Source organism: Gordonibacter pamelaeae 7-10-1-b (genome assembly GCF_000210055.1).
Taxonomy (GTDB): domain Bacteria; phylum Actinomycetota; class Coriobacteriia; order Coriobacteriales; family Eggerthellaceae; genus Gordonibacter; species Gordonibacter pamelaeae.
This window is the reverse complement of record NC_021021.1, coordinates 1,090,457-1,111,285: the sequence shown is the minus strand read 5'-3', so window position 1 is coordinate 1,111,285 and position 20,829 is coordinate 1,090,457. Positions and strand designations below refer to the sequence as shown.

The following is a 20,829-nucleotide window of genomic DNA, read 5'->3' as shown; positions in this document are numbered from 1 at the left end:
CGGTGAGGGGCTTCAGCGCGGCGAGCAGCGTGGCGCGGGCGCCGGGGTCCATGTTCTTGGCGGCCTCCGGCACGAGGGCGAGCGCCTTCGTGCCGCCGCAGAGCAGGTCGGAGGCGTCCCGCGCGCCCGACGCTTCCACGGCTTGGAAGAACGCGTCCACCACCACGGCCGCCTCTTCGTCGCTGAACTGCGCCAGCCATTCGGTGAGCACGGCGTCGGCGAGCTGCGCGCCGTCGGTGAGCCCCTCGAGGTAGAGGAAGTCGTCGCCGGCCACCTCCCACGAGAACACGCTGTGCTGGTCGATGCCCTTGGCGGTGCTCCTCACCACACGTGGCGGCACGTGCGACTCCATGAGCAGGCCCACGACCGAGTCCTGCGGCACGGTGCGGTGGATGCGGCCCTCGAGCGGCGCCCAATCGGCGGGTGCGAACGTGCCTGCCTTGAAGCCGGGCCCGTCGTGGCTGTACACCAGCTCGATGCGCCGCTGTACGGCGGGCGGCGCCTTGAGCGCCGCGTATACGGCCAGGTTGCCGCCCTTCGAGTGGCCGCCCACGTACACGCGCTTCGGTGCGCGCGGCGCGACGGCCTGCAGGTAGCGTGCAGCCTGCTCCTGTGCGGGGACGGGGGCGGTGTAGGCCATGTTGAAGTTCTCGCGCCAGCCGGTGAACGACGTGTCCGTGCCGCGGAAGCCCACGTAGGCGAAGTCCTTCCGATGGACGAACGTCATGGCGGCGAACTGCGTCTGGCGGTCGGTGTCGAACAGGCTCAGGTAATCGCGGACGCGCATGTCGCGGAAGCGCGGGCTTGCGGCCAGCGCCAGCAGGTTCTCCTTCACCCTATGGGGGTCCAGACCGGTGAACATGGAGGGGTACAGCTCGGCGCGCAGGGCGTCGGCGAAGCGCACGGCCGAGCGCGCGGGGGACAGCAGGTTCTCCACGATGGTGCCCAGGTCGAGGAACGACGAGCGCTCGCGGAGCGCCGGCACCACCCCCTCGGCGCGCACCATGCAGAACTGGGACAGCACGGCCGAGTCCACCGGGTTGAACGGCTTCTCGTCGAACGGGGCGAACTCCGTCGCCAGGTAGTCGAGCAGGTTCATGGGCGCCTTCCTCCGCACGTGGGCGTGTTCACCCCATTGTAGCGCTTCGGCTCGCAGCGGGGACGGGTGGGACGCGCGGAAGGGGCGGGGTGCCGGGCAGTACAAGGCCCGCCTACCCGAAGGAGAGGCGGGCCTTCGCCGCATGCGGACGGGGCGCGTGCGGCAACACGACGCGCGGGAGTCTCTACTGGTCGTTCGAGTAACCGCTCTGCCCGTCGTCGGTGTTGTTGCCGTTCTTCTGGTCGTACTCGTCCTGGGTCATGACGTCGACCACGTTCACGGTCATCTCGATGACGTTCAGCCCCGTCATGTCCTTGATATCCTGGCCGACAACCTTTTTGATCTGGTCGAACACATCGGTGGCGGACTTGCCGTATTCCAGTACGATGTCCAGGTCGAGCTTCGTGTTCTTGTCGTCGACGACGTCGGCGTCCACGCCCTTCGTCTTGTCGTTGCCGCCCAGGCCCTCCTGCACGCGGGAGAGCAGGTTGCCCTTCATGTCGATGATCCCGTCGATCTTCTGGGCGGCCTTCGAGGAGATCTTCTCCACGACGTTCTCGTCGATAACGAGCTTGTACTGCGGCTCGGCCGGCACGCTGTCGGCCTGGTAGGAGCTGGCGCTCGCGTCCTGCCCTTCCATCGACGCGTACGGGTCGTACGTGCTCTTGGCGGAGGAGGAGGGCTTGGTCATGGTTGCTTGGGACATGGTGGTTCCTTTCTATCGTCAGGTGGTTGAAACCGGTTAGGGTGGCGTGACGGACATGCGGCCGGGCACGCCAGGGCTGCTAGCTGCTGATGCGTTCCAGGATGCCCTTCATGCGCTCGCGGGTTTTCTGGTCGCCGTCGCGGTAGCGGCCGATGACCACGCCCACGGCGGCGAACACCGCGAGCAGCACCGTTGGCCAGAAGCCTACGATGAGGATGAGCGCCGCGGCGACGAAGCCCACGATGCCGTAGAGCACCGTATGGCTGTGCTTCTCCAGGTAGGGTGCCGTGGCAGCGCGCATGCTGGCGAACATGACGGTCTTCCCTTCCTGGGCCTTCGCGGCCGCGTTCGTGATGACGTCGGAGGGCGTCTGCGCCTCGGGGCCCGGCGTCTTGTCCGCGCTCATGGTGGTGCCGGCGCCGGGGACGCCCACCTTGCGGGCGTCGGGGTTCGGTTTGGCCGGGTCGCCCTTCGCCGCCTTGGCCTGCTGTTGGGGCTGGTAGGCCTTGGCCGCGCCCGAGGCGGTGGAGCCCTGCTGCGCCGCGCTCTGCTTGGGCCGGCTCTGCTTGGCGTTCGCCTTGCCCGCGCCCGCCTTGGACGGGTTCTTCGTCATCGGGGCCGGATGTATGCGTATGGCCGATTGCGTCATGGTCGCACCTCCTTACTTGCCCACGGCATGGGCCGGCACCGGCTGCGTCTGGTGCTGGCGGTGCGTGTCTTCCGAGTACTTCGTGGCCTGCTGCGTGAACGCGGGCGTCACCACGTCGGCGTCGCCGGCGAAGGTGATGCGCACGGAATCCACCGGGTAGCCGGTGAACGCCTCGAGGGTCGAGGAGATCTCGTTCTGCAGCTTCGCGCCCAGCTCGCCCAGCTCGGCGTTGCGGCCGGGATCGATCTTGGCATGGATGGCCATGCGCGGATCGTGCTTGTTGGTGATATCGACCTTCACGTTGTCGGTCGACAGGCCGTGGTGCGCCTCCACCACGTGCTTCACCGTGGACTGGATGGCGTTCTGCGTGATGGCGATGCTGCCGTTGTCGCGCTCGATCTCAAGCTGCGAGTTCTTGCCCGGCGCGGTGAGCGCGCGGATGAGCACCACGAGCAGGCCCACCGCCGTGATGCCCAGGAGCACGGCTTCCACGACGTAGAACCAGGGCATGGCCATGAGCCACGCGATGGCGGGGAACAGCGGTTCCCACGCGAACCACAGGGCCGCGAGCACACCGATGCCGAGTACGGCAGCGACGACGAACACGATCATGCAGAAGCGCTTGAACTTTCCCATATATGCCGCCTTTCTTTCTCGTGCGCGCATCGCGGTGAGCGGCGCGCGGTCGGATGGAGTGCGACTACTCTAGGGGAAAGGATGGATGGCGGTAACCGCTTGTACGGAAGTGCGGCCGGACGATTGCCGGGCCGTTAAGGCGGGGCGCAAGACGTTCGCGCCCCGTCGGAATCGACCTGCAGGCGGACCTTGCCGATGCGCGCTCTTTGCGCGTCGAGCGGAGGGACAGCGCTTTGTGCTTGCCGACGAGAGGGTCCGCTGCGGGGCTTCTTAGCCGATAAGCTCTTCGCCGCGCAGCAGCTCCACGTCCACGAGGCTGCCGGCCTCGAAGCCGCGCTCGCCGATGGGGGAGACGCGCTGGGCGTTGCTGGCCATGCAGGCGGCCAGGTCGCCGGCCTTGAAGTTGAGGAATTCGGCGGTGTAGCCGGTTGGGTTCGCCGGATCGCCGTCGCGGGTCAGGTTCACGCGGGCGATGTTCGCCATCTGGGGCGGCCCGCCCACCGCGGCGGCTGCGCGGGCCTGTACGGCGGGCACTTTGCGCACGGGCACGCCCAGAAAGCGCGCGACGACGGCCTGCAGGCACCACTGCGTGCCGTAGTAGGCGGCCATCGTGGGGCCGGGCAGGTCGATGACGGGCTTGCCGTCGGCCACGGCCATCATGAGCGGGCGGCCCGGCACGGCGGCGATGTAGTGGTGCACCACGCGGCCGCGCGCCTCGATCATGCGCACGTTGAAGTCCTCCTCGCCCACGGCGGACCCCCCGTTGACCACCACGGCATCGGCTACGGCCAGCGCTTCGGCGAACGCCCGCTCAAGGGCGGCCTCGTCGTCGTGGACGATGGGGAAGACGAGGGGATCGGCGCCGTACTCGATGAGCATATGCTTCACCATCAGGCTGTTCGTGTCTACGTTCTGGCCGCGGCGCGGCGCGATGCCGGCCGGCACGAGCTCGCTGCCGGTGGGGATGAACGCGATGCGCGGCTTGCGGCGCACGGGCACGAGCGTGATGCCGCCCATGGCAAGCGCCGCCAGGTCGGTCGGGCGGATGGGCAGGCCGGCCTTCATGAGCGGCGTGCCGGCTTTGATGGTGTCGCCCGCCTGGCGCACGTTCGTGCCGGGTTCGACCTGCACGTCGTCATCGAGAACGACCGAGCCGTCCGGCTGGATGGCGGCCTTCTCTATCATGATGACGGCGTCGTAGGCGTCGGGGAAGTCGTCGCCGGTGTCGGCGCGCACGAAGTCGCGGCCGAGCTCCCAGGTGCTCGTGTCCGGCCGCCCGTCTGCGAACGCCGCCGACCTCACGGCGATGCCGTCGCACGCCGACGCGCGCACCACCGGCAGCGTGTTCGCCGATACCAGGTCACGCGCCGTCACGCGCCCTATGGCCTCGTCCAAGCTCACCAGCTCGGTAGCCGTCGAAGCCGCCGGCGGTTCCCAAGCGGCGAAGAAGTCCGCGAGCGCCTCCTCCCGCGACGGAAACCCCTGCATGATCTTCTCTCCCATGATGGCTCTCCCTGCTCGTGTGGATGTGCTGGCCTTTATTATAGTACGTAAGAAATATTTTGATATCAGGATATTTAATCAGGAAGGAGGAACGAGAAAAGGAAGGGGCCTCCGGGGAAGGAGACGGCAAGTGTGCGGATCGGCTTAAAGGCACGCGAAAAAAAACGGTCATGTGCGAAATGCGCGCTTGCGCACGAGAAATGCGCTTATGCACGAGAAACGCGCTCGAACACGAAAAAACGCGCTTGCGCGCGCTCCTTCGCGAATGTTTCACGTGAAACATTCGTTCGTTATTTGGTTGGCGGAACCGTGGCGCGAGCGTCCTACGCGTAGATCTCCTTCTCCACCACGAGGTCGTTCTTGATCTTGCCGACGAGCTTCTGCAGCGCATCGATACAGTTCGGGCGGATATCGGCGCCGATCAGCACATACATGATGGAATCGCCCACGTTGAGCACGCCCTCGTTCAGCCACGTGCGCACGTAGTACACGCCGGGCCACGTGAGCGCTTCTTTCTCGGCCGCCGCGACACCCTCGGCATCGTACGAGAACTCCACCTGCGCCACGTCGCCCAGGCCCTCCACGCCCTCGCGCACGAGCTTCTTCGGCGTGATGCGCACGATGCCGTTATGGGCGAGGAACATGCCGCACTGCGCGGCCTGCGGATCCTGCTTCGCCTCTTTGAGCCACTGGTCGATGGACGGTTCTTGCTGAGCCATGATTCCCCTTTCTCGGTTTCGATAGCGCCATTATACGCTATCGAGGGCAATAAAAACACAGCAATCTAGTAGGAATATGAAAAACGGAGCTAGGCGCCAATATACGAACGGATGTTTCACGTGAAACATCCGGGAAGGCTGTCGCCGACCTGCGCCACGTAAGGGGGCCGTCGGTTGTGGGGGGGGGGCTCGGCCGCTCATGAGGGCGCGTCTCGTTACAAGAAGTCGAAGCGACGTCTGCGGCTCACAGCAGGTCGGGTGCAGCACTGGCGAGGGTGCTGCAGGGCGGCGAGGCTCGGCGCGGGATGCTATAGGGCGGCGAGGCCGTAGCTACAGGGCGGCGAGGCCGTAATCGGTCATCTTCTCTATGAAGCGGGCGATATCCTGAGGGCTGTCGGCCATGTCGTTGCGCACCCACGAGCGGATGACCGCGAGGCAGCCGTTCGCCATGAACGTGTACAGGCGGTCGAGCTCTGCCTCGGGCAGGTCGGGGCGCTGCTGGCGCCATAGGGCGATGCTGCTCTCGCGCAGGGTCTCCACCACGCGCAGGGGGAACTCGGGGTCGCCGTGCTCGCCGAAGATGGCCTGGCACGAGCGCTCGTTGTCAACGATTATGCGGCAGATCTCGTTGCTGAACGCGCTGAGCGACTGGCTGGGCAGCGTGGTGCTCAAGGAGCGCATGATGGTGTGCGCCAGGTCGCGCTCGATCTCCTCGTGCAGGTCGAAGAGGTCGCGGTAGTGCGCGTAGAACGTGGCGCGGTTGACGTTGGCCTGCTCGCACAGCTCCTTCACGGTGATCTTCGCCACCGGCTTCTCTACGAGCAGGTCGAGGAACGCTTCGCGCAGCAGCAGCTTCGTGAGCCGTACCCGATGGTCCTGCTTCATGATCGCCCGCCTTTCGCTCGCCCGGCCCGCCGGTTCCCTTGCCGCCCCGATCGCTCGTCGACCGCCTTACGCCCATTGCTTTCGACCAGTGCTTGCCTGCCCCTTGTCCGTCCGCCGCCCGATTGCTTGCCGGCCGCCTGTCTTTTCGCCGTCATTGTGCAATTTTTCGGTAACGTCCGACATCAGAGGCAAAAGTGTCGATTTGCCGACACATCTGAAAAGATCATCGGTTGAAGATTCGGCATAATGCAATATAACAGTATCAGCGAAAGATAATCAACATGGTGTTGCCAAGCCGGAGCGGTCGCGTCGACTGCTCTGATTGAAGGGTCGCACCGGTGGCAGGAAGGGCGCATCAGTGGAGCGGTTCAGCGCGTTCGTCACGGATCATCGCGCCCCTATCGTGGGGGTGGCGCTGGTGCTTGCCCTGCTGTCGGGCATCGCGGCACTGTTCGTTCCCATCAACTACGACCTGACGTCCTACCTGCCCGAGTCGGCGGAGTCCACGCGTGCGCTCGAGGAGATGGATGCCGAGTTCGACGCAGCCGTGCCCAACGCGCGCGTCATGGTGAACGGCGTAGACGTGGAGCAGGCCCTCGCGTTCAAGCAGCAGCTGGCGGATGCGCCCGGCATAGAGGGCGTGCTATGGCTGGACGACGTGGTTGACCTGGGCACGCCGCTTGAGATGCTGGACCCCGCCGCCGTGGATCAGTACTACCGCGACGGCCACGCGCTGTTCGACGTGACCGTGGCAAACGGCCAGGAGACCGAGGCGCTCCAAGCCATCTACGACATCGTGGGCGAAGACGGCAACGCCACCGGCCAGGCCGTGAACACGGCCGAGTCCAAGGCCATGGCCGGCGGCGAGGTGGCCAATGCGTTCGCCATCCTGGTGCCGCTCATCCTGCTGATCTTGGTGCTGTCCACCACCTCGTGGATCGAGCCGGTGTTCTTCCTGCTAGCCATCGGCGTGTCGGTGCTGCTCAACATGGGTACGAACATCTTCTTGGGCGAGGTGTCCTACATCGCGTTCACCATCGCGCCCATCTTGCAGCTGGCGGTGTCGCTGGACTACGCCATCTTCCTGCTGCACGCGTTCCAGCGGGCGCGCGAGGGAGAGCCCGACCCGGTGCGGGCTATGCGCACGGCCATGAGGCAAAGCTTCTCCGCCATTGCCGCCTCGGCCGCCACCACGCTGTTCGGCTTCGCGGCGCTCGGCTTCATGCAGTTCCGGATCGGCGCCGACCTGGGTATCACGCTGTGCAAGGGCATCGTGTTCTCGTTCTTGTGCGTGGTGGTGTTCCTGCCGGCGTTCACGCTGGTGGCCTACAAGCTTATCGACAAGACGAAGCACCGCCGGTTCCTTCCCACGTTCAAGGGTGTGGGGAAGGTGCTGGCGCCGCTGCGCATTCCCGTGTTCGCGCTCGTGCTGCTGCTGGTGGTGCCGTGCTTCCTGGCGCAGGCGAACACCTCGTTCACCTACGGCATGGGATCGACCGAGGGCAGCCAGACCCGTGTGGCGCGCGACACCGAGGCCATCAACGATGCGTTCGGCCAGTCCACGCCCGCCGTGGTGCTGGTGCCGAAGGGCGACATAGGCCGCGAGCTGGAGCTGGCCGAGCGGCTTGAGCAGATCCCGCACGTCACGAGCGTGCTGTCGTATCCCACCGCCGTGGGCGCGGCCATCCCCACCGGGTTCCTGGACCCCGCCGTCACCGAGCAGTTCTACTCGGAGCACGATGCGCGCATCGTGGTGTACGCGGACACGGAGTCAGAGGGGACGGAGGCCTTCGCCGTGGTGGAGCAGGTGCGCGCCGCGGTACACGACCTGTACGGGGATGCGGGCCTCGTCACCGGCATGGCGGCAAGCCTCTACGACATGCGCACTGTGGTGACGGAGGACAACCAGGTGACGAACCTCATCGCCATTGCGGCCATCCTGCTGGTGCTGGTGCTGACGTTCAAATCCGCCACGCTCCCCGTCATCCTCATCGCCACCATCGAGTCGGCCATCTTCCTGAACCTGGCCGTGCCGTACTTCACGGGCGATTCGCTGAACTACCTGGGCTTTTTGGTTATCAACACCGTGCAGCTGGGTGCCACGGTGGACTACGCCATCCTGTTCACCGACACGTACCGCAAGCATCGGCGCAGCATGCCGCCGCGTCAGGCGCTGGCGCGCACGCTGGGCACGTCGTTCCAGAGCATCCTGGTGTCGGCGAGCATCCTCACCTCGGCGGGGCTCGTGCTGTGGCTCACGTCCACGAACAACATCGTGTCGCTTTTGGGCTTGCTGCTGGCACGCGGGACGCTGCTGTCGTTCTTCCTCGTGGTCACGTTCCTGCCGGCCGCGTTGCTCATATTCGACAAGCTCATCGCAAAGACCACGTGGCATGCGGGCTTCTTCCGCGGCGGCGGGCATTTGGAAACGGAAAAGGAGGCTGGCTCATGAGGCTTCTGAAGAGAACGGCATCGGCGCTGCGTTCGGGGTCGGGCAAGACTGACGATACCGAGAGAAGAGACAGCGACGCGGCAGCTTCTGGCGAAGCGGTGCGTATGGCCGGGCCGCGGGAGGGGCGTTCGGCCCGCTGCGCGCGGAAGGCGCGGGCGCGTTTGGGCGCGGCGTTCTCGCTCGTGCTGGCGGGCACGTTGGCTATCGGGCTGTGCGGCGGCTCGCCTGCGACGATCGCGGCTTTAGCGGCGGAGGGCGGTGCGGCGGCGAGCGCTGCGGCGGCCGGGGCGGCCGTCAACGACACGCCCAAGGAAGAAGTGGTGTACGCGCGGTTGTCTGCGGCGGGAGCCGTGGACAACGTGTACGTGGTGAACGTGCTCAAGCCGAATGCGCCGGGGACGGTGGTCGATTACGGACCGTACACCGCCGTGCAGAACCTCACCGACGCGAGCGGCATCGAGCAGCAGGGCGATGCCGTGTCGGTGGACGTCGCCGAGGACTCGCTGAGCTACCAGGGAGACTTGGGCGCGGCAGCGCTGCCGTGGGACGTGTCGGTGACGTACGAGCTTGACGGCAAGCGCGTGGACGCGACCGACCTGGGCGGTGCGAGCGGCAAGCTGGCCATCATCGTGACTACGAAGAAGGACGCCTCGGTCGACCCGGCGTTCTTCGACAACTACCTGCTGCAGATCACCGTCCCGTTCGTGTCGGACCAGGTGAAGGAAGTGGCGACTGAGGACGGCCAGATCGCGCTCACCGGCTCGAACACGCAGGTCACGTTCACGGGCATGCCCGGCAAGGACGGCACGTTCAGGGTCGAGGCCCAGGTGAGCGGCTTCACGATGAGCGGCATCACGTTCGCTGCCGTGCCGTTCTCCATGGGCATCGAGACACCGGACACGACGGAGCTCGTGTCCGGGTTCCGCCAGCTTGGCGACGGCGTGGGCGAGCTCAAGGCCGGCGCCGACGGCCTGGCGAGCGGGGCAAGCGACCTCGCGGCGGGTGTGGGCCAGGTAGCGGGCGGCGTGGACGGCCTCGCGGCAGGCGCCGGCCAGCTGGTCGGCGGCGCGAACGAGCTCACAGGAGGCGCGCAGGGCGTGGCTGCGGGAGCGCAGGGGCTTGCGGAAGGGGCTGCGGGACTGAGCGGCGGTTTGGGCGCATATCAAAATGGCTTGTTGGCCCAAGCGCAGGCGCAGCAAGACCAGGCCGAGGACATCGACACATTGCAGCAGGAGTTGCAGGTAGCTATTGGCACTTACACATTTACCTATCAGGCTGTTTACCAGACGTTAATTGATGCGCAGGTGCCGCCCGACCAGGCTAAGCAGCAGGCGCTCGTGGCGGACGCGGTTCGTGCGGCTGCGCAGGGCATTGGCGCCGTGGTCCAGCGCATTGGCACGGCTTCCGGTTCGCTGGGAGCTGCCGATGCGCTTAAGGGTGCTGCTTCGGGCCTTGGGTCCGGCGCTGACCCGCAGAGTTTGATGGGCGGCGCTGCGGCGCTTTCATCAGGCGCCTCTTCCCTCGCTTCCGGCGCCTCCCAGCTCGCCGGCGGCGCGGGCGCCCTTGCCTCGGGCACGTCCGAGCTCGCCTCCGGCGCGAACCAGGCGGCTTCGGGCGCGGGTCAGCTGTCGGCCGGTGCAGGCCAGCTGTCCTCGGGCGCTCGGCAGCTTGCCGACGGAACCGGCACGCTGTACGAGGAAGTGCAGGGCATTCCCGCCAAGGTGCAGGAAGAGATCGACGCCATGATGGCCGACTACGACAAGAGCGATTTCAAACCGGTGAGCTATGCCAGCGCGAAGAACACCAACGTCTCGCTCGTGCAGTTCGTCATGTCCACCGATCCCATCGAGGCCCCGTCGCACGAGGAGCCGGCAGTCGAAGAACCCGAGCGGGGCATTTGGGACCGCCTGCTTGCCTTGTTCGGGTTGGCATAGGGCCTTCTCGGGTAAGGCCTGCAGCCATCCTTTGGAAAGGTGCCAGGGCGCTGGAAAGGGCATGATCGAGCAGCGTTCGCCATGGTGGAAAACCCTGCTTGGGATTCGGATGGTTTGGTGGAGAAGCCAGGGCGCCGCGCCCTTACGTGCGGCGCCCTGGCTTTTTCGTGCCTGTTGCGCTGGTTCTTGCAGGTTTGCCGATGGCCAACCGTCCGAATCTTGCACGCCGACCGTCAGAACCTTGCCGATTCGCCGTCCGAACCTTGCGCGGATATCCCCAGAACGCCGTCCGAACCTTGCACGAAAGACGCGGAAACCTTGCACGGATTCGATGCGGATCCATCGCGGACCTCGCGCGTTTTCAAATGCGAAAAATAATATCTGAACAGGAAATTTACCACCTTCCCACCACCTCTTCGTCAGCGTAGAATGCACGATGCCGGCGGTGTCCGTGTTCGGGTGGCGCTTCCTCGAAGGGAGTGGTGCCTATGAGCATCGTTCTTGAAATCCTTTACGCCATAGCGGCGGTGGCCACGATCGGGAGCTTCCTTCACGATCTGTGGACGGACTATAAAGAACACGGACGAAGCAGGGAGGGATCCAGCAAGGAAGCTGAGATAACAAAAGACCGGGACTAAGCCCGGTCTCCCGCAATACCTGCGCCGCCCGAGCTGGATGGTGTAGCTGCCTAAGTCTCGCCGTCCTGGGCACCGCCGGTAATCCGCATTATAAGGAGCAGCGAGCGTTTCTGCAATATGCTTGAGCAGCCAATTCGACGCACCGGCAAGCGCATCCGCGCGCATTCGCACGTTGCCTCCCCTGCGCGCCCCGGCCTCCGGCTTTCCGCTTCGTGCTCTTCGCCGAGCGCGTCTCGTCCGGCAGCTGCACGTCGCGAAACACGCTGCTCGCCGTGTAATATTCCTCTTTTTAGCCCATCTGAAAACCGCCTCTCCCACGGCAATGCTAGACTGGGTGAATTCTCTCTGCAACACGATGGACACGAAAGGAACGCGCATGTCCCTACCTGCGGCAGACACGAGCAAGCAGCCCGACAACCGCACCACCATGGAGCTGGGCGCGGTGCTTCCCCTCACGGCCGAAGTGCGCGACGAGCACCTGTTCGTCGGTGGCGTCGACATGGTGGAGCTCGCGCGCGAGCAGGGCACGGCGCTCTACGTCATGGACGAGCGCGACATGCGCACGCGCATGGAAACCTACCTCGAGGCATTTCGCAGCCGCTACGGCAACGCCGACGTCGTCTACGCCAGCAAGGCGTTTCTCAACAAGGAGGCCGCGCGCATCGTGAACGAAGAGGGCCTGTGCCTCGACGTTTCGGGTGGCGGCGAGCTGGCGTGCGCGCTGGCCACGGGCTTCCCGGCCGAGCGCATCTTCATGCACGGCAACAACAAGACGCCGCAGGAGCTGCGCGAGGCCATCCAGGCCGGCGTGGGCCGCATCGTCATCGACAGCCGCATCGAGCTGCGCCGCATCTCGGAAATCGCCGGCGAGCTGGGCGTCGAGCAACCCGTCTATATGCGTATCACGCCTGGCGTGGAGGCCGACACGCACCAGTACATCCGCACGGGCTGCGAGGACTCGAAGTTCGGCTTCACCATGCGCGAGGACTTCGCGTTCAAATGCGTGAAGGACGTGCTCGCCGCGCCCAACGTGCGTCTGGCGGGCCTGCACTGCCATATCGGCTCGCAGATCTTCGCGCTGCACTCGTACCCGGAGGCCGTCGAGGTCATGGTGGACCTCATGGCGCGCATCCGCGAAGCGTACGGCATCGAGCTTTCCGAGCTGGACATGGGCGGCGGCCTGGGCGTGGCCTACACGGCCGACGACAAGCCCGCCTCCATCGACGAGTTCGCCGAAACCATCACCGCGGCCGTGCGCACCGCCTGCGCCAAGCACGGCATGCCCGAGCCGCGGCTGCTCGTGGAGCCGGGCCGCAGCCTGGTGGCCACGGCGGGCGTGACGCTGTACACGGTGGGCATCATCAAGACGCTGCCGAACATCCGCAAGTACGTGGCGGTGGACGGCGGCATGTCCGACAACATCCGCACGGCGCTCTACCACGCCGACTACGAGCCGGTCGTCGCCAACAAAGCGGCCCAGCCGCGCACCGAGATCGTCACCATCGCCGGCAAGCACTGCGAAAGCGGCGACGCCGTGGTCATCGACATGCCCATGCAGCGCCCCGACCTGGGCGATGTCGTGGCCGTGTTCGGCACGGGCGCGTACAACCACACCATGTCGAGCAACTACAACGGCCAGCCGCGCCCGGCCGTCGTGTTCGTGAAGGACGGCGAGGCTCGCGTGACCACGCGGCGCGAAACGTACGAGGACCTCTACAGTCGAGACATTTAGGAGCAGCAACATGACGGTTAAACTTGGACTCGTGGGAACCGGCACCGTGGGCGGCGGGTGCATCGACATCCTGAAGAACCACCGCGAGGAATTCAAGCGCCACTACGGCATTGACGTGGAGTTGGCGCGCGTGTGCTCGCGCAACCCCGAGCAGGCTATCGAGCACGGCGTGGAGGACATCTTCACGCAGGACTTCCACGACATCCTGGACGACTCGGACATCGACATCGTCATCGAGCTCATCGGCGGCACCACCGTGGCGCGCGACGTGGTGCTGGGCGCCCTCCGTGCCGGCAAGAACGTGGTCACGGCGAACAAGGCGCTCATGGCCACGCACGGCGAGGAGGTCATGCGCACCGCCGAGGAAGCGGGCAAGGAGATCGCGTTCGAGGCCAGCGTGGGCGGCGGCATCCCCATCATCGATCCGATGAAGCACTCGCTCATCGCGAACCGCATCGATTCCGTTATGGGCATCGTGAACGGCACGACGAACTACATGCTCACCCGCATGGCCGAGGACGACATGCCCTATGCCGACGTGCTGGCCGAGGCGCAGGCGAAGGGCTTCGCCGAGGCCGATCCCACGGCCGACGTCGACGGCCTGGATGCAGCGGCGAAGATCGCCATCCTGGCTTCCATCGCCTTCAACTCGCGCGTTACCATCGACGACGTGCACGCCGAGGGCATCCGCAACATCACGCCGCTCGACCTGGAGATAGCGAAGGACATGGGCTACTGCGTGAAGCTCCTGGCCCACGCGCACCGCACCGAGGAGGGCATCGACGTGCGCGTGCACCCCACCATGCTGCCGCTTTCGCACCAGCTGGCCACCGTGAACGGCGTGTACAACGCCATCTACGTGGTGGGCGACGCCGTGGGCGAGACGATGTTCTTCGGCGAGGGCGCGGGCTCCGGCCCGGCCGCGAGCGCCGTCATGGGCGACGTGCTGGAGGTAGCGCGCCACCTGCAGGCCGGCATCCCGCCGTTCGTGGGCTGCACCTGCACCGACAAGCTGCCGCTCGTGCCCATGGAAGAGCTCAAGACCAAGTATTACATCCGCTTCGCCGTGGCCGACCGCTCCGGCGTGCTGGCGGCCATGGCCGGCGTGTTCGCCAGCCACGACGTGAGCGTGCACTCGGTCATCCAGCGCGGCAAGAAGGACGGCAACAGCGTGGACATCACGTACGTCACCCACACCGCCCGCGAGAAGAGCGTGCGCGCCGTGCTCGCCGACATCGCCAAGCTCGACGACGTGCTGCGCGAGGAGCCGAGCGTCATCCGCGTGGAGGATTAGCGGCGTGCGGGCGAAACAGCCCGCAAAACCGAAGGTATGCACAAGGGCGGGGTCTGCAAAAGCGGGCCCCGCTTGCGTTGCGGCGCCGGCGCTTTGCCGCGGATTTTTCAGTCGTAAACCTCGTTATTCCTGATAGACGTTGATTTTATGTCTAAGAACGCCCAAAAAATGCTTACAATTGTAAAGAACGGCCCGCAAGCCTTCAAAGGGGAGCTGCCGCGGGCTTTGCTGCGACGGACGGGGAGAGGGGCCTATGGAGCCAGTGGTCGGCAAAGCGGGGACCGGCGTTTACGTTGTCGACAACGAGTACCGCATTGCCTATTTCAACGAGGTGCTGGAGCACTTCTACCCCGATTTGCAGCTGGGCAGCCCGTGCTACCGCGAGCTGTGCGGAAGGACCGCCCCGTGCCCCGGCTGCCCCTTGGGCGCGACCCTCGGAGACAAGACGCTCTTCTTCAACCGGTTGATCCAGACGTGGGTTGAAGTCGAGGCTGCCGACATCGAATGGCCCGGTTTGGGCGCGTGCCACCTCCTCTTGTGCCACGAGATCGACCAAAACGACAAGAGCCTGCCGTTCAAGCTTGCCGGCTCGGCCGGCTACGACGAGCTGTTCGAGCTCAACCTCACGGCCAATGCCTACCGCAGCCTCTACCATATCGAGGGCAAGCACGCCACGTCGGAGCGTACCGGCGTTTTGGACGGCATGCTCGAGGATGTGGGGCGCCGCATGATTCATCCCGATGACCTGGCGGCGTTCAACGAGTTCTGGAACTTGGATACCCTGCGCGCCCGCTTCGCCGACGCCGCGGCGAAGGACGCCAATGGCGGCATGCTGCGAGATCGTTTTCGCAGGAAACAGGCCGAGGGCGGATGGCGCTGGATCCAGCAGCTCGTGGTGCCGCTGCCGTGCAGTCCCGGCGAGGACGAGCTCGCCCTGTGCTTTATCCAGGATATCGAAGGCGAATTGTGGGACGATCCGGCCCTGTTCATGCGGTTCGCCCCTTCTCCCATCGACCCGATGACGGGCTTGCTCACGCGAGTCTCCTTCTTCAGCGCCGCTGCCGAGTTGCTTGCCGCGCATCCCGACCAACCGTATTGCCTCATGGCTATCGACGTCGAGCATTTCAAGCTGTTCAACCAATGGCACGGAGAGCAGGCGGGCGACAGCCTCCTCAAGGAAATCGCCGGGCTCTTGTCGCAGGCCGAACGTGACTACGGGGCGGTGGCGGGCTACCTTCTGGGTGACGATTTCTGCATTGCGATGCCCGATCGGCCCGCTCTGGTAGAGGAGCTGCAAGGCAAGATCACCGACTGCGTGCGCCGCGTCAGCAAGGAGATGGCCTTCCTTCCCTCCTTCGGCTTGTATGCCGTCGTCGACCCCGCGTTGCCGGTCAGCACCATGTATGACCGCGCGCTCGTGGCACTCGATTCGGTCAAGGGCAACTACGCCCAGTTCACGGGCTGGTACGAAGAGGACATGATGGAGAAGATGGAAGAGGACCACACCCTTCTCCTCGAGGTCCAGCGGGCGCTGTCCGAGGGCGAGTTCGTGTTCTATGCCCAGCCGAAGTGCAACATAGCCACCGGTAAGATAGTCGGCCTGGAGTCGCTCGCCCGCTGGATGCATCCCGAGCGTGGCGTGATCCCGCCGGCGCGGTTCATGCCCGTGCTCGAGCGCAACGGTTTGGTCACGGCGCTCGACCTGCATATATGGGAACAGGTATGCAGGGCTTTGCGCTCCTGAATCGACGCTGGGCGCACGGCCGTGCCCATATCGGTCAACGTGTCGCGGCGCGATGTTTACGCCGTCGACGTGGTGGACGCCCTCAAGGGGCTCGTTGCTAAGTACCGGATCGACCCGAAGCTGCTCTCCGTTGAAATCACCGAGAGCGCCTACGTCGAGGACTACCAGATTATCTCCCGGCTGGTGGACGAGTTGCGCGCAGCCGGGTTCGCGGTGCACATGGACGATTTTGGCAGCGGGTACTCGTCGCTCAACATGTTGAAGGACTTGAACGTCGACGTGCTCAAGCTGGACATGAAGCTGCTCGACGTGGAGGGGAGCCAAGCGCGCAAGGGCAAGAGCATCCTGGAGTCCATCATCACGATGGCGCGCTTGGTGGATCTGCGGGTCATTGCCGAAGGCGTGGAGACCGAGGAGCAGCGCGACTTCCTGATGAGGGCAGGCTGCCTGTACGCCCAAGGCTACTACTTCTACCGCCCGATGCCGCCCGAGGAGTTCGAGCCGATCATCGCCAATCCGGCGAACGTCGACTATCGCGGGCTCCAGGCCGACCGCATCGAGCAGCTTCAGCTGCGCCAGCTGTTGAGCGACAGCGTGCTAAGCGATGCCATGATGGACGACATCCTCGGGGCCATCGCCTTCTACGACGTGCACGACGGCGAGGTTGAGCTGGTGAGCGCCAACCAGCAGTACTGCCGCCTGACGGGGATCAACCCCATCGATCTGGAAGAGCGTCGCCACCGCATTACGCGCCTGGTGTACGAGGACGACTGGCTCGATTTCCTGGAAGCGTTCGAGGAGGCGTACCGGAAGGCGCCGGCCGGCGCGAAGGTCGACATGCGCCGCCTTAAGCCCGACGGCTCCACGGCCCATATTCATCTAAGAGTGTTCTACCTGCGTAAACGCGATGGTCACCGCTTCTATTACGGTTCGCTCGCCGACGTGACCGAGCAGGTGCGCCAGGCGCGGCAGCTTGAATCGTCCCAACGCGCGCTGTCGGCCGTAGTGGGGGTCTCGAACGCCGACAGGGCGTTCATGAGCTTGGCCGAGGAGAACCGCCGCACGGCTTCGGCCATCTTCGCGCAGATGTCGCCCGGCGGCATGATCGGCGGATACTGCGAGGACGGATTCCCCCTTTACTTCGCCAACGCGGCAATGGTGGAGCTGCTGGGGTACGAATCCTACGACGAACTGGCGGAGGCCATCGACTGGCACGTGGGCAACACCATCCACCCCGACGACCTGGCTGCCGTGCAGGAGGATATCGGGCCGGAGTACTATCCGGGGCTCGAGTACACCACCACCTACCGCATGCCGAAGAAGGACGGGACATGGTTCTGGACGCTCGACAAGGGCAAGGTGGTGGAGGCGGAAGACGGCCGCTTGGCCATTGTGAGCGCCTGCACGGACATCTCCGAGGTCATGGCGGCCCAGCAGCAGTTGGCCGAGCGCAACGAGCTGCTTCTGGGCCAGAACCGCGAACTCGCGTTCTTGAACGAGGATATGCCCGGCGGCTACCACCGCTGCGCCGACGCGCCCGGTTTCGAGTTCCTGTACGTGAGCGATCGTTTCGTGGAGATGTTCGGATACTCCCGCAAGGAGCTCAAGGAGGTCTTCGACGACAAGTTCCAGAACATGGTGCATCCCGATGATCGCGATGCCGTGGCAGCGGGAGTTGCCGCCATGCGCGAGGGGCGGGCCGACGATGCCGAGCAGCTGGAATACCGCATGAAGTCGAAGCATCGCGGATACCTGTGGGTGGTCGACCAGAGCCGTTACCTGCGCTACGAGGGCGTCTCGTTCTTGCAGGGCGTTGTCGTCGACGTGACCGAGACGGTTGAGCTGCGCAACGCCATGCGCATGCTCGTCGATCACACGCTCAACGACATCGTGCTCGTCAGCTGGACCGACCGCGCGCATGCGCGCTTCGAGGTTATCGCCGACGGCATCTCGCGCAAATGCGGCTATGCGGGCGATGCGCTGGCCCGCATGCTTGAGCAGCGCTTGTGCGCCGAAGATTCGCGCACGGGCCGCAGGATGTTCGACGAGGTTGCTGGCTCGATCGAGGCGGGCGCGGATTCCACCTTCGTCGTGGAGGCCGCTCACCCTGCCGTTCCCTCTATCTGGATCCGCTGCGAGGTACGGCGCGTGGAGGGTTGGGACAAGGGAAGATGCGGCGAAGAAGGCAGGGGCTACCAGGCGCTTTGCCTTATCACTGATGTGACCGCGCTCAAAAAACGCGAGCAGGAGCTCTGGCTTGCCCGCCGAAAGCTTGAGGGCGTGCTGCGCCTGGCCGGCATCAACAGCTGGGAGTGGGACCTCGGAAAGAATCGGCTGATCGTGATGGACAACGAGCTGTCGCGCCGTTCGTTCGGCCGAATAGGGCGGCGGCATGGGGGCTGCCTGGTGTTCGACGGTCCCTTCAACGAGGAGGCCGGCTGCAGCTGCATTCCCGAAGAGCACAGGGAGGAATTCTTCGCGTTTTTCGACCGTATCGAGGCGGCGGGCGACCACGAGCTCCTGGAATCCGAGATCCCGTTCATCCTCGACGACGGGTCGGTGGTGTGGTTCGAGACGAAGTGCGAGACGGTTCGCGACAGCCAGGGCGAGCTCGTAGAGGCGGTGGGCTACTACGCCGATGTGACCGACCGGGTAGATGCGCGCTGCAAAAGCGAGGCCGACAGCGAGGCTATCGAGAGCCTGCGCGAGCAACGGCTGAAGCTGGTCAAAATGGCCGAAACCGATGCGCTGACCGGGCTTTACAATCGCCAGACCGCCATACCGCGTATCGAGGAGCGCCTAAAGGCACGAGGGTGCGGGCACCAGGGCGAGCCGTGCGCCCTGATCATGTTGGACATGGATCGTTTCAAGCAGGCAAACGACGTGTTCGGGCATGCGTACGGCGACGAGGTGATAGCCACGATGTCCGCCGCGCTCAAGGCGTCGTTCCCCCGGGATATCGTGTGCCGCATGGGCGGCGACGAGTTCATGGTTTGGTGCGAGCACGCGAGCGTGCGTACCCTTGAGGAAACGCTGGAAAAAACGCTCGCCGCCATGGAGATCCAACGTATCTCGGGCGGACGGGAGTTCCTGTTCTCAGTGTCTGCCGGCTATGTGCTGGCCCCCCAAGACGGTATGACGTTCGACGAGCTGTACCAAAAGGCCGACGCCGCCCTGTTCGCGGCGAAGATGAGGGGCCGACGCTCGTTCGCCCGCTTCGAGGAGAGCATGAGCGGGGTGCGCTATGAGTTGGCCGAAGAGGGCGGCTTGGCGTAAGGGTCGTGCAAGGAGGCGGCGTGGACGGCACGGCGGCAGTCCGCCGCCGCCGGCTCCTGCCCGGCGTTGCAGACCTGTGGCCGTCTTGTGACCGTAACGTTTCGATTGGGTGACGGCGCGACGAATCGGCGCGAATAGTCTTATTTTATAACTAAATGGATTTCGCCGCCCGAGGGCGCCCGAGAGGCGGGCGGGGGAGGCGAAGGGAAAGGCTCAACGTGAGAGGTTTCTTCGAACGCCTGCAGTGGAAGATGGCCGCCTGGATGCAGGGTCGCAACGGCGTCGACGGATTGTCGAACTTCCTCATGGGCGTGGGTATCATACTGCTCATCGCCTCGGTGATTCCGGGGCTCGACTTGCTGTCGTGGCTGGTGCTGGCGGTTCTCGCGGTGGCGCTGTTCCGCAGCTTCTCGAAGAACATCGCGGCGCGCTCGAAGGAGAACGCGGCGTTCGAGCAGGCTGTTCAGAAGCCCAAGCGCTGGATTGCGCTTCAGCGCAAGGCGTGGGCGAACCGCAAGACCACGCGTTACTTCAAGTGCAAGGGCTGCGGTACCGTGCTGTCCGTGCCGCGCGGCAAGGGCACGCTGCGCGTGGTGTGCCCGAAGTGCAAGACCGAGACGACGAAGAAGTCGTAAGGGACCCCCGGTGGACATCAACGAGTTCAAGCGCGCGTTCTTCGACGTGGCCTGTGACATGCAGAAGCTGCTGCACGACCTGGTGGCCCCGGCATGCCAGCGAAACGGGCTCACGCTCCAGCAGATGCACGTGCTGGTTGAGCTGGTGAGCGCGCCGGGACAAACGTCCACCCAGCTTAGCGAGCGTGCGGGCATCCTGCGCACGAACTTCTCCAGCGTGTGCCACAAGCTGGAGGAGCGGGGCCTGGTGGAGCGCCGCCGCAGCGACCGCGACCGTCGCGCCTTCGAGCTGCGTGCCACCGACGAGGGCCGGGAGCTGCTGGCCCGTATCGACGCCGACATCAGGCGCTGCTACGGCCCGGCATTCGAGAACGAGCCGCCGGAGACGTTCGACGCCATCCTTGCCGGGTTCCGGGCGCTCAACTCGTTCGCTGCGAAGCTGGAGCGCTAGCATGTTCGGTTACGTGATGCCCCGCATGGAGGACCTGACGCAGGAGGAGCGCGAGCGCTACCATGCGGCGTACTGCGGCGTGTGCCGTGCGCTGGGCGAGCGGTTCGGCCAGCGCTGCCGGGTGGCGCTCACCTACGACATGACGTTCCTGGCGCTGCTGCTGGGCTCGCTCTACGAGCCGGAGGAGCGGCAGGGCAGCAAGCGCTGCGCGCCGCACCCGGTGCGCCCCCATGCGTACCTCGGCTCGGAATGCGTCGACTACGCGGCCGACATGACCGTGGCGCTGGTGTACCACAAGTGCCTGGACGACTGGCGCGACGACCGAAGCGGCTGGGCGCGCACCTACGCCTTCCTGCTGGAGAAGGCGTACCGCGAGGTGGGCGCGCGCCATCCGAAGGCGTGCGCGGCCATCGAGGAGGGGCTGGCCGACATCGGGCGCCTGGAGGAGACCGCCGCCGCGGCCGTATCTTCCGGCA

The 20,829-nt window shown here is 65.3% G+C and carries 16 protein-coding genes and 1 pseudogene; 10 read left to right on the top strand and 7 right to left on the bottom strand.

Annotation, left to right across the window (positions count from 1 at the left end):
• The 7 genes from GPA_RS05185 to GPA_RS05155 all read right to left on the bottom strand — a co-directional run.
• The coding region (locus GPA_RS05185; RefSeq protein WP_083808934.1) for an Mbeg1-like protein at nt 1-1,099 on the bottom strand (1,099 nt) is incomplete at its 3' end.
• 184 nt (nt 1,100-1,283) lie between these two features.
• Nucleotides 1,284-1,805 (bottom strand): Asp23/Gls24 family envelope stress response protein, encoded by a 522-nt coding sequence (locus GPA_RS05180; protein ID WP_041239138.1) that lies wholly within the window; start codon nt 1,803-1,805, stop codon nt 1,284-1,286.
• Nucleotides 1,806-1,884: 79 nt separating this feature from the next.
• Nucleotides 1,885-2,454 (bottom strand): DUF2273 domain-containing protein, encoded by a 570-nt coding sequence (locus GPA_RS19985; protein ID WP_049784019.1) that lies wholly within the window; start codon nt 2,452-2,454, stop codon nt 1,885-1,887.
• Between the two features lie 12 nt (nt 2,455-2,466).
• A complete protein-coding gene (amaP, locus tag GPA_RS05170; protein ID WP_015539170.1) occupies nt 2,467-3,090 on the bottom strand; it encodes an alkaline shock response membrane anchor protein AmaP in 624 nt (207 codons plus the stop codon).
• Between the two features lie 270 nt (nt 3,091-3,360).
• Nucleotides 3,361-4,593 carry a molybdopterin molybdotransferase MoeA gene (locus tag GPA_RS05165; RefSeq protein ID WP_015539169.1) on the bottom strand — a complete coding sequence of 411 codons (1,233 nt, stop codon included), beginning with the start codon at nt 4,591-4,593 and terminating at the stop codon, nt 3,361-3,363.
• Nucleotides 4,594-4,916: 323 nt separating this feature from the next.
• Nucleotides 4,917-5,312: a molybdenum cofactor biosynthesis protein MoaE gene (locus GPA_RS05160; protein WP_015539168.1), complete on the bottom strand. Its 396-nt coding sequence runs from the start codon at nt 5,310-5,312 to the stop codon at nt 4,917-4,919.
• Between the two features lie 330 nt (nt 5,313-5,642).
• Nucleotides 5,643-6,197 carry a TetR/AcrR family transcriptional regulator gene (locus tag GPA_RS05155; RefSeq protein WP_015539167.1) on the bottom strand — a complete coding sequence of 185 codons (555 nt, stop codon included), beginning with the start codon at nt 6,195-6,197 and terminating at the stop codon, nt 5,643-5,645.
• A 358-nt stretch (nt 6,198-6,555) separates the two neighbouring features.
• Between GPA_RS05155 and GPA_RS05150 the strand changes: the two genes are divergently transcribed.
• From GPA_RS05150 to GPA_RS18930, 10 genes and pseudogenes are all read left to right on the top strand, one after another.
• Nucleotides 6,556-8,649: an efflux RND transporter permease subunit gene (locus GPA_RS05150; protein ID WP_049784018.1), complete on the top strand. Its 2,094-nt coding sequence runs from the start codon at nt 6,556-6,558 to the stop codon at nt 8,647-8,649.
• 161 nt (nt 8,650-8,810) lie between these two features.
• Nucleotides 8,811-10,583 carry a hypothetical protein gene (locus GPA_RS20370; protein ID WP_041239137.1) on the top strand — a complete coding sequence of 591 codons (1,773 nt, stop codon included), beginning with the start codon at nt 8,811-8,813 and terminating at the stop codon, nt 10,581-10,583.
• Nucleotides 10,584-11,071: 488 nt separating this feature from the next.
• Nucleotides 11,072-11,221 carry a hypothetical protein gene (locus GPA_RS17960; RefSeq protein ID WP_015539166.1) on the top strand — a complete coding sequence of 50 codons (150 nt, stop codon included), beginning with the start codon at nt 11,072-11,074 and terminating at the stop codon, nt 11,219-11,221.
• Between the two features lie 376 nt (nt 11,222-11,597).
• Nucleotides 11,598-12,953 carry a diaminopimelate decarboxylase gene (lysA, locus tag GPA_RS05140; RefSeq protein ID WP_041239136.1) on the top strand — a complete coding sequence of 452 codons (1,356 nt, stop codon included), beginning with the start codon at nt 11,598-11,600 and terminating at the stop codon, nt 12,951-12,953.
• Nucleotides 12,954-12,963: 10 nt separating this feature from the next.
• Nucleotides 12,964-14,247 carry a homoserine dehydrogenase gene (locus GPA_RS05135; protein WP_041239135.1) on the top strand — a complete coding sequence of 428 codons (1,284 nt, stop codon included), beginning with the start codon at nt 12,964-12,966 and terminating at the stop codon, nt 14,245-14,247.
• A gap of 253 nt (nt 14,248-14,500) precedes the next feature.
• Nucleotides 14,501-16,459, top strand: a pseudogene (locus GPA_RS20495) (sensor domain-containing protein); the annotation flags it as partial.
• 12 nt (nt 16,460-16,471) lie between these two features.
• Nucleotides 16,472-19,267, top strand: a complete 2,796-nt coding sequence (locus GPA_RS05130) for a PAS domain-containing protein (protein ID WP_331429816.1) — start codon at nt 16,472-16,474, stop codon at nt 19,265-19,267.
• 218 nt (nt 19,268-19,485) lie between these two features.
• Nucleotides 19,486-19,902 (top strand): zinc ribbon domain-containing protein, encoded by a 417-nt coding sequence (locus GPA_RS05125; RefSeq protein WP_041239134.1) that lies wholly within the window; start codon nt 19,486-19,488, stop codon nt 19,900-19,902.
• Nucleotides 19,903-19,912: 10 nt separating this feature from the next.
• Nucleotides 19,913-20,353 carry a MarR family winged helix-turn-helix transcriptional regulator gene (locus GPA_RS05120; RefSeq protein WP_041239133.1) on the top strand — a complete coding sequence of 147 codons (441 nt, stop codon included), beginning with the start codon at nt 19,913-19,915 and terminating at the stop codon, nt 20,351-20,353.
• Nucleotide 20,354: 1 nt separating this feature from the next.
• Nucleotides 20,355-20,829, top strand: a 475-nt coding sequence (locus tag GPA_RS18930) for a DUF5685 family protein (protein WP_231847575.1), incomplete at its 3' end; no start/stop codon positions are given.